Genomic DNA, 10,899 nt, shown 5'->3' with positions numbered 1-10,899 from the left:
CCACCCCCCTGCGTGGCGATAGCCACCACGGTCCACTGGATCGGGCTTTTCCTCGCTATAGTTGCATTGTTGTCGTTGGTATCCCGGAATCGCTTTGACGAGAAGAGGTAATGCCTGCAACACGCAAGTAAGCCATTTCAGGCTCTGGACGCTTCAACAGGGACAGAATTTGATTGGCAAGGTAACATCGCACTCACCTACGCCTGCCCATAGATCAGAGCCGCAGAGAGGACGATGAAGCCGAGCGTCATGGCGAAGAATATGGTCTCTCCGGTGCGGAGAGGTTTTTTCCTGACATACAGGCCGGCATTCGCCCCGTATCCCCGGCAGAGCATGCTCGTGTAGGTGCGCTCGCCCTGCTCGTAGGACCGGATGAAGATCGTCCCGACCGTGTAGCCGAGCTGGTTCAGCCGGTAGCGGTAGGGGAGGGTGCGGTCGAGGGGGTCGAAGCACCGGGTCGCCATCGCGGTCCGTATCCGGGTGAACATCTCGGCAAAGACGAAGATGTAGCGAACCATCATCGCGAGCGTGAGGGTGAACTCCCGGGGCAGGCCGAGCCTTCCCGCCGCCTCGATCATATCCTGCATCTTCGTCGTCGACGAGAGCAGGATGATGAACGATACGCTGACGACGAACTTCACGAGGAGGATCGAGGCGAACTCCACAGACTCCGCGTAGACCTCGATCCCGAACGGCAGGGTCGCAATCGTGTGAAAGACCTCGTAGTAGGGATTTTTCACGAAGACCTGGAACGCGATCAGGAAGATCCCGAACGGCAGGATGAGCGCGAGCCGCTTTAAGTAGACCGTCGGCGGGAGGCTTGAAGCGGCCCAGAGCGCGGCGACGAGAGCGAAGAGGACGGCGCCGAGCTCGTAGACCCTCGTCGAGTACGGCACGGCTACGATGGCCACGATGGCGGCGAGGGCTATGAGGAGTTTAACCCTCGCGTCCAGCCGGTGGACGATGCTCGTTCGATAAGCATACTTCTCGATGAAGTAGAGGTCGTCGATCATCTTCGTCCCGCGTAGGCGTCGAGGAACGCCTTCTTCGCGTCCTCGTAGGTGTAGGCCATATCGATGGCGACGCCGTTCTCCTGGAGCGACCGGATCAGTTTCGGTATCGGCGGCACGTCGAGCCTTGTTTGGGTGAGCAGTTCCGGCCGGGCGAAGACCTCCTCGACCGTCCCGGTGCCCACGACCCTTCCCCTATCCATCACGTAGACAAAGTCCGCCATCTCCGCAACGAGGTCGAGATGGTGGGTCGAGAAGACCACCGTCATGCCGTACTCCTCGGGGAGCCGGTTGACGAAGCGAACGAGGTCGGCGACGCCCTGGGGATCGAGCCCCGCGGTCGGCTCGTCGAGCACCAGAACCTGCGGCTCCATCGCAAGGATGCCGGCGATGGCGACCCGTTTCTTCTCGCCGCCCGAGAGGTGGTGCGGCACGCGCTCGCGCAGGTCCTCGATCCCGAGGAGGCGCAGGGCCTCCTCGACGCGGTGGGCGACCGTCGTCTCGTCGAGGCCGAGGTTGATCGGGCCGAACGCGATGTCCTGCTCCACGGTGGGGGAGAAGATCTGGTCGTCGGGGTTCTGGAAGACGATCCCGACGAACTTCCTGACCTCGCGGACGTTCGCGTTCGTGATCGGTTCGCCCCTGATCAGCACCTCGCCCGACGTGGGTTTGAGGATGCCGTTGAAGTGCTTGAAGAGCGTGCTCTTCCCGGCACCGTTCGGCCCGATGACGGCGATGCGGGACTTTCTCTCGGCAACGAAGTTCACGTCCTCGAGGGCACGGACGTCGCCGCGATAGATATGGGTAAGGTCGCGGGTCTCGAGCAGGTGCATGATGACAAAATGAGGGTTTTTCGGGTATCTAGTTATCGGGCCGCGCGGAGACCTTCGCGACGGCGAATACCAGCACCAGCATGAGAAGCGTGCCGAGCACGACTGCAACCACCTCTCCGGCCTTATCCATGCCGGGGATGCTGTAGTCCGGCATGAGCGCCTCGTACGAAAAGTCGTTCCCGGTCGTAACGATTGCCTGCTCCTCCGCAGCGCCGGCGGCGTCTTCGTCGAGTTCGCTGCCCATGAACGGCTTTGCGCCGTAAATGCTGAAGAACGCGCTCTCGAGCCCGTCAGGATCTCCGGACGCAAGGAACGGTGCGGCAACCGCGATCACGAGGGCGATCGCGATACCGATGACGACGAACTGTTTGGTCTCCATTACGCGCTCACCCCTGCCGGGTGTTCGAGGATGTCGGGGCGTGCCGAGGCTATCAGGTAGAGGGCGCCCGCGGTGATGCCTCCTTCGATGAGCCCGATGACTGCATGATAGGTGCCCATCATGGTGAGCCCGGGGATGAGCGGGAAGGTGCCGGCGATCGCGAGTTCGACCGCACAGAGGATTGCGGAGACGAAGAGCGCCGCCCATGCGGCGATGAAGGCGGCGGCATACGCATTCCCTATCACGCGTTTGATGGCGGTATACCCGTAGTAGCCGATGAATCCGCCGATGACGCCCATGTTGACGATGTTCGCGCCCATGACGGTGATGCCGCCGTCACCGAAGATGATGCCCTGCACGAGCAGCACCAGCGTCAGGACGAAGACCCCTGCAAACGGCGACCCGAGGACGATTGCCGCGAGCGCCGCGCCGACCATGTGGCCGCTCGTTCCCCAGGGAATGGGGATGTTCAACGCCTGGATGGCGAAGATGCCGGCGGCGAGCACGGCGACCAGCGGTATCTTCTCCTCTCCCATCGAACGCCGCGCCCACCGGAGGGCGAGAACAATGAAGATCAGGGCGATGACCCAGTAGATCAGGGCCTGCCCCATCGGTATAAATGCATCAGGTATATGCATAGCACACCTGATGCGATTGTATTATTTATTCGTATAAATGTGTTACTAACCACATCGAATATCTCATCCCGTAAGAATCCGGCGTACTCCCGATGCGAAAAGTATGCCCATTGCCCGGGCCAGCGCGGGTTTCAGGGCCAGTTTGCGGAGCAGGGTGCCCGGCCTGTCCATGTCGCCGTGCTCCACGATCGTCGCGATGAGATCCGGGTCGTCGAGAGCCCGGCAGAGGCGATCGATCTCTTCCGGCGTCATCCTCTGCCGCATATGAAGCGCTTTCATCCCGATATCGAGTTCTTTCCCGAAGTCTTCCTTCCAGCAGCGCTCATAGTCCCGGAGGCGTTCATCGTCGAACTCCCCGCGCGCGCAGCACGCCGCGGCAACGGCGGCCGCGTGTTTTGCCGATCGGACGCCGGTGTAGATGCCCCCTCCCGATGTGGGCTTCGCGAACCCCGCTGCGTCGCCGACGACGAGCGTCCGGCGGCCGTAGGTCCGGGGCATGACCCCGAGCGGGATGACCCCGCTCACGAGGTGGAGCGAGTTTTGCCCGTAGCGGGCGGTGAACCGGTCGAAGTGGTCTTTTGCGTGCTCCCGGGCGCAGAGGCCGACACGCGCCCGGGTCGCCGAGACCGGGATCACCCACCCGAAGAAGTCGGGCGAGGCGTTGGGGTGGAGTTCCACGTAGCGCGGGTCCATCTCGTATGGTATCTCCGCCTGAATCCCGGCGAAGTAGAGCGCAGGGCGCTGCAGGCCGAGCATGCGGGCGACGGAACTCCGCGGCCCGTCGGCGGCGACGAGAAGGTGGAAGGGGATCTCCTCCCTCCCGCGGACCCCCCTGGTCAGGAGTGAGGAGCCGCTGATGCCTGATACGCTGGTCTTCAAGCGGAACTCCGCCCCGGCGTCCGCCGCCTTCTGTGCCATCTCCCGGTCGAGGAGGCCCCGGTCGACGACGTAAGCCTTCGTGATCCCCGCATCGAAGAGGAGTTCCCCCCCGAGACCCGAGACCATGCGTGCGCCGCTCACTTCGTTCAGGACCGAGCGGTCCGAGACATCGCACTCGGTAAACGCCGAGACCGAGAGCAGTCCCGCGCACTGCACCGGGTAGCCGATCGTTCCGTGCTCCTCGATACAGAGCGTCTTGAGCCCCTTCTCCGCGCACGCCCGCGCCGCGGCGCTCCCGGCAGGCCCCGCGCCCACAACGACAACATCCCAGACCAGAGTATCATGCCTCGCACGAGTTCGTTTCCGGCCGCCGGTGGCGGTCCGGTTCTTGAGTAGAGTGGACGTTCGGCGGTATAAAAGGGGGTGGATGATGGGAGTAAGAGTCATCGGTGATGAGCGGCTGGAGGACAGGAGTTTGGGGGACTGTGCACCTCCCACCTCCGCTGCCCGTTCTCCTGCCCTCCGGCCCGTTTCCTATTACACCTGGCGTTGCTCCTGCTCCTGCCCTTCGACAGTCGCATATCGCCACGCACTGCCCCCGCCCCGAGGGGCGGGGAACGACGCTCCGTTAGGAGTGGAGTTGAAGCACCGAAGGTGCGGGGGAGGAGCGCAAAGCGCGGGAGGGGTGGGGGTAATAGGGGATGCAGGCATAGCGAGTTTGAGCAACAATGATGTGAGTTGGAGACAGGGGAGGGGGCATGCCCCCTCCCCACCTGACGGTGGTCGAGCTCCGGGCGTTCGCACCTAACGGTGCTCACGCTCCTGCCCTCCGGCCAGTCGCGTTCCGCCCATCGCACTCCCCGTCAGCCCCTCCCCCAGTCGCGATATCCACTGCAAATCCGTGTGTGGGTTCATAGTATCCTGGGGGACGGCGGCCGCGATATCCAAATTCCCCAAACCCCCTTCCCCACCTCGCGCCCCTCCCCGCAAGGCCGGCAACGTATCGCCCCCCGCCCTCGCACCTATCGGTGCTCATGCTCCGGCCCCGAAAACGCTTCGCGTTTTCTCATGCTCCTGCCGTTCCGGCGGTCGCACCCTTCAGCCCGTCGCATTTCAGAGGAACGTCGCACCCCACAGCTGCGTATTTGACGGATCATGCCCCAGATAGTACGAAATGCCTGATACACGGGAGTTCAAGTGGAAGCAGTGCCTGGTCGTGCGCGCCGACATCAAGATGAGCTGCGGCAAGAAGTGCGCGCAGATCGCCCACGCCGCCATCGGGGCCTACGAGAAGGCCGACAAGCTGGCGAGGAAGGCCTGGCTCGACGAAGGACAGAAGAAGGTGGTGCTGAAGGCTTCGTCCGAGCGGCAGCTCTTTGAACTCAAGACGATCGCGGAACGGGCGGGTATCCCTGCATCGATCATCCAGGACGCCGGGATGACCGAGATCCCGCCGGGAACCGTGACGGCGCTCGGCCTCGGCCCCTCCCGCTCCGAAGACCTCGACCGGATCACCGGAGACCTCTCGCTATTATGATGCCCTCGCCCCACCCCCTCGAGCAGGAACTCGGGATGCGCTACTACGCGTCCGACGCTCCCGGCATCGGCGGGCGGCTCCGTGCAAGCCCGGAAGACTTTGTCGTCGAGGAACTCCCGCTCCCGATCAGCGACCAGAACGGCCCGTATCTCATCTGCCGGCTCACCAAGACGAACTGGGAACTCCAGCGGGCGGTCAAGGAGATTGCAAAACGGCTCGGCGTCAGCCACCGGCGGATCGCCTGGGCGGGGACGAAGGACAAGAACGCGGTGACCACGCAGTTCATATCGATCTACGACGTCCCGCCGGAGGCCGTGGAGCAGGTGCATCTTGCGGACATCTCGCTCGAGGTCGTCGGGCGGTCGCAGCACCCGCTCGCCCTCGGCAGCCTCGCCGGCAACCGGTTCGATATCGTCATCCGCAACTGCATCGAAGACGGCCTTTCGGCACGGGTGCAGGCGGCGACGGAGGTGGCGTCCGCCGGGATACCGAACTACTACGGGCTGCAGCGGTTCGGCGTCGTCCGGCCGGTCACGCACCTCGTCGGCGAGAGGATCCTCAAGGGCGACTACGAAGGCGCCGTGGCCACCTATATCGGCCGGGCCTACCCCCGGGAGCCGGAGGAGGTCGAGCGCGCCCGGACTCACTTCGCCGAGACCCGCGATGCACGGGCGGCGCTCGCCGATCTCCCTGTCCGGATGACCTACGAGCGGGCGATGGCGAACCACCTCGTCGCGAACCCCGGCGATTACGCCGGCGCGCTCCGGGCGCTCCCCCCGAAACTCCTCTCGCTCCTCGTGAGCGCATACCAGTCCTACCTCTTCAACTGCGCACTCTCCTCCCGCATCGATGCCGGCATGTCGCTCACCGAGCCCGAGATCGGCGACCGGCTCCTCTTTTCAGGCGGCCGCGAGGATATCGTCTCCGCGCGGAACCGGCAGGCGGCCCTGATGCAGATTCGCCGCGACCGGTGCCGAATCGCCCTGTTCATCCCGGGAGCCGGGACCGTGGCGTCGCACGGGCCGATGGATGAGATGATGCAGGAACTGATGACTGAGTCGGGTATCGACGCCGGGGACTTCGAGCGCGCCTCCCGGTTCGTGGAGACTGCGTTTTCCGGGGTGCTCCGGCCGATCAGCCTCTCCGCCGACGTGGAAACGGACGTATCCGGTGCGGACGTCCGGCTCAAATTCACGCTCCCTCCCGGCCACTACGCGACGACGGTCTGCCGGGAATACATGAAGGCCGACCCCTACATGATGATCTAGGGGGTCGGCGATGAAAAGTGGTTAATTTCCGGGCTGGTAGAGCACGTTCCACTCGGTGACCAGGTTGCTCCCGCACATGAAGTGGCGCTTTAAGGAGAGCCGGAACATCTCCTCCTCGGTCTCGATATGCATGCCGCCGACGAGCGACGGGGTATCGGCGCCGCCGACGATGAACGGCAGATGGATCAGGCGGATCTCGTCCACGAGCCGGTGGTTCAGCATCGCCCAGTTCAGCGTCGGCCCCCCCTCGATCATCATCCGGTCGACGCCGTAGTCCCTCGAGAGAATACCCATCAGTTCCGGCAGATCGACCTCTCTCTCGCCCGCGACGACGACGTCGACGCCGCTTTCCCGGAGCCGGGCGACATTTTCCGCCGGCGCGGCCTTGCTGACGGCGATGACGGTTCTCGCGTCAGGTCCGAGGACGTTTGCTTCCGGCGGGATATCCGCCCGGCTGCTCGGAATGACGCGGAGCGGGCTTTTTCCCTCGACCAGCCTGACCGTCAGGAAGGAGTTGTCGATCCTGATGGTGTTTGCCCCGACCATGATGGCGTCGTATTCCGCCCGGGTCCGGTGGAGGAGGAGTTCGGTTTCGGGGGCCATGTACTTCATGAGAATCTTGCTCGAAGCCCCGCGTTTCAGGGTGAGTTTCCCATCGACGGTGATCTCCGACATCATGAGCACGTGCGGCCTGTCGTGTTCTGGCATTGGAATTCGTTCCCGGTGATCTATCTGGCGGGAGCATTTATGAATCTGGTGATTTTAGCCCGTAAACGGTATTCCGGGTGAAGTGTTGCGCCCTCGTCCATCAGAGCAAAGGTTAAACTCCTTTCGGGCAGATAAAATATGCGATGAATATAACCTCCCTGCGGCCGAAATTCATCAAATATACGGAGCCAATCGCGTCGTTTTTTATACGCCTGGGCGTTACGCCGAATCAGGTCTCGGTACTCTCCGTGCTCTTCGGTTTTTCGTGCGCACTTGCCTTCGCCGGTCGGCACTTCCTCGCGGGCAGCCTGCTCCTGTTCGTCTCGGCGATCCTCGACCTGGTGGACGGCAACGTCGCCCGGAAGAATCACGCCGAGAGCCGGTTCGGGGCGGTCTTCGACTGGATCGCCGACAAATACGTCGACGCGGCGGTCATCCTCGGCGTGGGGTTCTCCGGCATCCCTATCGTCAGCCATCTCATCGACGTCCCGCCGGTCGCCGACTTCGGTGTCGTTGGGCTGGCGCTCGCGGGATCGCTGATGAACACCTTCATCAAGCCCGTCACCTACGCGGAGATCGGTTACTCCGAGAGGGTCGCCGGGAAGATCGAGGACCCCCTCGAAGGAGTCGGCTTCTTCGGCAGACCGGAGACGATCCTCGTGCTGGTGCTCGGCGGCGTGACCGGACTCCTCTGGGTTTCGGTGCTCCTCATCGCGGTCTGCACGAACCTCTCCGCGGTCCAGCGGGTCTTCTACCTCTACCGGCGGTATTCCTGACCGGCTCGCAGATCTTTTTTTGGCCTTGAGGAAGCGTGGCGGATGGGCGTTGCAGCCCGCATCCTGACGGTGCTCAATCTGTGCCCTTCGGCCTTCGCGGCTTCGCGTTCTTCGCGTGAGGCCGTATCATCGCCTATAAACTGTTAGCTCACGCGAAGCCGCGAAGGACGCGAAGATCGGTTTATCTGAGATCAACTCCCCTTCTCGGCTTCGCGTGAGCCCCTGAACTCACTCTGTGCTGAAGTCTCACGCGAAGTGCGACTGGCCGAAGGGTGCGACTGCCGGAACGGCAGGAGCATGAGAAGACAGAAGGTCTTCGAAGAACGACACTCTGGAGTGCGACTACCGGGCACTTCCCGCCCGGCGTCAACGTTCGGTCTTTCCGGCGTTCGGTCGGACGACCTGCTCGATCTCGCCGCGGTAGAGCCGGTAGAGACTGTCGGCGAGGGTGCCGAGCCCGGGCACGATCGTGAAGAGAGCGTACGCGAGGATCACGAGAAGGACGAGCGCCCCGAGTTCCGCCATGACGTTGTGCGCCCAGAAGAAGCTCTCGTAACCGAATTCGCCGTTGCCGGCAATCTCGGGGAGGTAGGGGAACCACTGTTCGGTGTAGGCCGTTATCACGAAGACGTTCCGCACGATATTGAGGATGTAGATCGTCGGAAAGACGACGAAGAAGCCGGCGATCTTCTGCTTCAGCGTCGACTGCACGCCCCAGGCGACCCCGAGCATGATCGCGATGCTCTGGATGCCGGTGCAGGCGAGGATGATCTCGGTCTGGAGTCCGTTGCGCTCCATCAGGTTCCAGGCCTGGAAGGTTACGGGATAGCCGACTGCCGCGAGCGCCGCGGAGGTCTGATCGGCGACGGCTGCAATCAGCCAGTTCCCGAGTGCGGGTATGTAGCCGAAGGGAGCGTAAATCAGGAATGCGACGGCCGCTATCATCGAGATCTGCATCACGCGGGGGTCGTCGCGGAGCAGGTATTTTGCGGTGATATAGAGGAAAGGCAGCGAGAGGAAGGCTATCGCCGGGTACATGAAGTTATTGATTGAGAAGTAGTAGGGCAGCTCGAGAAAGAGGTATCCGACGATGCTTGCCCATCCGCCAAGTGCGAAGTATCTCCTGAACCTGCCCGGGATGAGAAAGACGAGAAAGCAGATGCAGGAGATCAGCACCAGGTAATCCTTCATCCTTTACCCTTCGGCGTATCCGGCTATAATTATTTGTGCGCACGTTCGATCCGGGCCACGTGCCATGCGAATGGATCATGCGCCACGACCAAGAATTAATTGCGATCGGCACCCCATTCATTACAATGATGTTCTGTCCGCAGTGTAAAGGTCTGATGATATCGTCCGGTGGTCAGCTGAAATGCAAAAAATGTGGCTATATCCGGGAGATCAATGAAACAGACCGGTTAAAGAAGACAGACAAACGCGTGGAGAAAGAGATCACCATCGTCGACGAGGAGGACAAGATAGCGACCCTCCCGACCGCGACCATCAAGTGCCCGGATTGCGACTGCACGACGGCATTCTGGTGGCTGCGGCAGCTGCGTGCGGCGGATGAGAGCGAAGTCAGGTTCTTCCGGTGCACCGCCTGCGGCAAGACCTGGCGCGAGTACGATTGATTCGTCAGGTTTACTGTTCTGGTGTCCCTTCGGGGCGCATTTCTTTCTGTTGTTTTTTTAGCGGGTTCTTTTCCACTCCACGAGGTCCTATCCCCATCCTCTCGCATTCATGCCCGTATACCCCGTGCCTTTGCGGTGCGGGGACCCCTGACCGCACGGCCGGAGACGGGCCGACGGATGGTGGCGAAGTTCCGTCTCCGCTACGCTATCGTATCCGGTGGCCGCACGGGGTCGGCCGGAGAACTCTGTCGTATCAGTTCTTTTAACCGTTCAATCGACTCTTTGACCTCTTCGGCGGCGATATCGTCCGGATGGCAGCACTTCTTCACGATCTCGGCAAGGTGTCGGATGGCTCCAAGTTGCCCGGGATTGATACAGTCGTTTTCATGCAATCGTTGAGCCAGAAGTTCGGCGGCATCCCCCTTTTGGTATTCAAGGCCGTACCTGTCGCATAACATTTTCAGTTGCCGCTCAAGTGCAAGCCCTGCAAGGGCTCCCGCGGCACGATAGTGGCCCAGCATGCAGAGACCCTCGGCTTCATCGATCTCCCGGTCGATGAATTCCGACGATATGAGTTCCCGGAAGTTTATTCGCTCTATCTCGGTCACGTCCGATACGGAGAGGAGGATGCTCCGTTGAATCTCGAAGACACGCCAGAAATCATCGATGATCCTTGACTTGTTGCGTGACCATTGCGGCCGTTCCAGCTGGATGTAATCGATGACGCCATACTTGCCTTGCGTATCGCCACAATAGCATCGATTGAACTCATCGATCCTTTCGGGGACATATTCCCGGACATATCGGTGGGCGACCGTGTACCACCGTTGATACTTTTGTAACGCGTCCCGCTGCTTTTGCTGAGCCTGACCGGACAGTCCGTCCCAATGGTTATTTGGGGCGAAGAATACTACTCCCATGGGATCCGGGCGTTGAATCAGTTCCACGGTTCGGAGTAGTCCGATTACAGTCTTTTCAATTTCAATTGCAGCGGTCTCAAGATCGTTTATCGTTCGCCCGATTCCTTCCATGTCCTTCATTCCTTTGCCCCCGCGAGCCCGTAGACCTGCCTGTCGTTCTGCCGGTCGGCCGCATCGCTCATCCCGGCGAGCGCCCCGCGCTCGTGCGCGGTCTTCGCCGCCGCGAGGCGCGTATTCCGGCCGGGCATCTGTTCCGCAAAGGTAGCCGTGCGGTCGTGGTGCCGGAAGGAGAGGATCTTTGAAATCACCCTGGTGGGCAT

The 10,899-nt window shown here is 61.9% G+C and carries 13 protein-coding genes; 4 read left to right on the top strand and 9 right to left on the bottom strand.

The window, feature by feature from the left end; all coding sequences use genetic code 11:
* Positions 1–197: 197 nt before the first annotated feature.
* The 5 genes from cbiQ to SZ63_RS10775 all read right to left on the bottom strand — a co-directional run bounded on the left by cbiQ (position 198) and on the right by SZ63_RS10775 (position 4,075).
* Positions 198–1,013, bottom strand: a complete 816-nt coding sequence (gene cbiQ / locus SZ63_RS10795; protein WP_048185267.1) for a cobalt ECF transporter T component CbiQ — start codon at positions 1,011–1,013, stop codon at positions 198–200.
* Positions 1,010–1,843 (bottom strand): ATP-binding cassette domain-containing protein, encoded by an 834-nt coding sequence (locus SZ63_RS10790; RefSeq protein WP_048185265.1) that lies wholly within the window; start codon positions 1,841–1,843, stop codon positions 1,010–1,012. The genes cbiQ and SZ63_RS10790 overlap by 4 nt, the downstream gene beginning before the upstream one ends.
* 28 nt (positions 1,844–1,871) lie before the next feature.
* Complete coding sequence (locus tag SZ63_RS10785) at positions 1,872–2,222, bottom strand: PDGLE domain-containing protein (RefSeq protein ID WP_048185263.1); 351 nt, start codon at positions 2,220–2,222, stop codon at positions 1,872–1,874.
* Complete coding sequence (cbiM, locus tag SZ63_RS10780) at positions 2,222–2,860, bottom strand: cobalt transporter CbiM (RefSeq protein ID WP_048185260.1); 639 nt, start codon at positions 2,858–2,860, stop codon at positions 2,222–2,224. Before cbiM ends, SZ63_RS10785 begins: the two co-directional genes overlap by 1 nt.
* A 63-nt stretch (positions 2,861–2,923) precedes the next feature.
* On the bottom strand, positions 2,924–4,075 hold the full coding sequence (locus SZ63_RS10775; RefSeq protein WP_048185292.1) for an NAD(P)/FAD-dependent oxidoreductase: 1,152 nt from the start codon (positions 4,073–4,075) through the stop codon (positions 2,924–2,926).
* A gap of 838 nt (positions 4,076–4,913) precedes the next feature.
* Here SZ63_RS10775 and pth2 point away from each other — a divergent pair.
* Both pth2 and truD read left to right on the top strand, forming a co-directional pair.
* Positions 4,914–5,276: a peptidyl-tRNA hydrolase Pth2 gene (gene pth2, locus SZ63_RS10770; RefSeq protein WP_048185258.1), complete on the top strand. Its 363-nt coding sequence runs from the start codon at positions 4,914–4,916 to the stop codon at positions 5,274–5,276.
* Positions 5,273–6,544, top strand: coding sequence for a tRNA pseudouridine(13) synthase TruD (gene truD / locus SZ63_RS10765; RefSeq protein WP_048185256.1), 1,272 nt, complete (start codon positions 5,273–5,275; stop codon positions 6,542–6,544). The genes pth2 and truD overlap by 4 nt, the downstream gene beginning before the upstream one ends.
* 21 nt (positions 6,545–6,565) lie before the next feature.
* On the opposite strand, the gene SZ63_RS10760 is transcribed toward truD, so the two are convergent.
* Positions 6,566–7,252, bottom strand: a complete 687-nt coding sequence (locus SZ63_RS10760) for a RibD family protein (RefSeq protein WP_048185254.1) — start codon at positions 7,250–7,252, stop codon at positions 6,566–6,568.
* 143 nt (positions 7,253–7,395) lie between these two features.
* Between SZ63_RS10760 and SZ63_RS10755 the strand changes: the two genes are divergently transcribed.
* Positions 7,396–8,028 carry a CDP-alcohol phosphatidyltransferase family protein gene (locus SZ63_RS10755; RefSeq protein ID WP_048185253.1) on the top strand — a complete coding sequence of 211 codons (633 nt, stop codon included), beginning with the start codon at positions 7,396–7,398 and terminating at the stop codon, positions 8,026–8,028.
* Positions 8,029–8,394: 366 nt separating this feature from the next.
* Here the strand turns inward: SZ63_RS10755 and artA are convergent, their stop codons facing one another.
* Positions 8,395–9,219 (bottom strand): archaeosortase A, encoded by an 825-nt coding sequence (gene artA / locus SZ63_RS10750; protein WP_048185251.1) that lies wholly within the window; start codon positions 9,217–9,219, stop codon positions 8,395–8,397.
* 125 nt (positions 9,220–9,344) lie between these two features.
* Here artA and SZ63_RS10745 point away from each other — a divergent pair, with 125 nt between their 5' ends.
* Complete coding sequence (locus SZ63_RS10745) at positions 9,345–9,659, top strand: transcription factor S (protein WP_048185290.1); 315 nt, start codon at positions 9,345–9,347, stop codon at positions 9,657–9,659.
* 200 nt (positions 9,660–9,859) lie between these two features.
* On the opposite strand, the gene SZ63_RS10740 is transcribed toward SZ63_RS10745, so the two are convergent.
* Both SZ63_RS10740 and SZ63_RS10735 read right to left on the bottom strand, forming a co-directional pair.
* Positions 9,860–10,699: a hypothetical protein gene (locus SZ63_RS10740; protein WP_048185249.1), complete on the bottom strand. Its 840-nt coding sequence runs from the start codon at positions 10,697–10,699 to the stop codon at positions 9,860–9,862.
* Positions 10,696–10,887 carry a hypothetical protein gene (locus tag SZ63_RS10735; RefSeq protein WP_156168477.1) on the bottom strand — a complete coding sequence of 64 codons (192 nt, stop codon included), beginning with the start codon at positions 10,885–10,887 and terminating at the stop codon, positions 10,696–10,698. Before SZ63_RS10735 ends, SZ63_RS10740 begins: the two co-directional genes overlap by 4 nt.
* Positions 10,888–10,899 lie beyond the last annotated feature (12 nt).

It is taken from the genome of Methanoculleus sediminis, from assembly GCF_001017125.1.
Classification (GTDB): Archaea; Halobacteriota; Methanomicrobia; order Methanomicrobiales; family Methanoculleaceae; genus Methanoculleus; species Methanoculleus sediminis.
This window is presented reverse-complemented; position numbering and strand designations above follow the sequence as displayed.

Bases quoted from the DNA above. Each gene is read 5' to 3' on its own strand.
- cbiQ (WP_048185267.1), bottom strand. From the start codon at position 1,013: ATGATCGACGACCTCTACTTCATCGAGAAGTATGCTTATCGAACGAGC.
- SZ63_RS10790 (WP_048185265.1), bottom strand. From the start codon at position 1,843: ATGCACCTGCTCGAGACCCGCGACCTTACCCATATCTATCGCGGCGAC.
- SZ63_RS10785 (WP_048185263.1), bottom strand. From the start codon at position 2,222: ATGGAGACCAAACAGTTCGTCGTCATCGGTATCGCGATCGCCCTCGTG.
- cbiM (WP_048185260.1), bottom strand. From the start codon at position 2,860: ATGCATATACCTGATGCATTTATACCGATGGGGCAGGCCCTGATCTAC.
- pth2 (WP_048185258.1), top strand. From the start codon at position 4,914: ATGCCTGATACACGGGAGTTCAAGTGGAAGCAGTGCCTGGTCGTGCGC.
- truD (WP_048185256.1), top strand. From the start codon at position 5,273: ATGATGCCCTCGCCCCACCCCCTCGAGCAGGAACTCGGGATGCGCTAC.
- SZ63_RS10760 (WP_048185254.1), bottom strand. From the start codon at position 7,252: ATGCCAGAACACGACAGGCCGCACGTGCTCATGATGTCGGAGATCACC.
- SZ63_RS10755 (WP_048185253.1), top strand. From the start codon at position 7,396: ATGAATATAACCTCCCTGCGGCCGAAATTCATCAAATATACGGAGCCA.
- artA (WP_048185251.1), bottom strand. From the start codon at position 9,219: ATGAAGGATTACCTGGTGCTGATCTCCTGCATCTGCTTTCTCGTCTTT.
- SZ63_RS10745 (WP_048185290.1), top strand. From the start codon at position 9,345: ATGATGTTCTGTCCGCAGTGTAAAGGTCTGATGATATCGTCCGGTGGT.
- SZ63_RS10740 (WP_048185249.1), bottom strand. From the start codon at position 10,699: ATGAAGGACATGGAAGGAATCGGGCGAACGATAAACGATCTTGAGACC.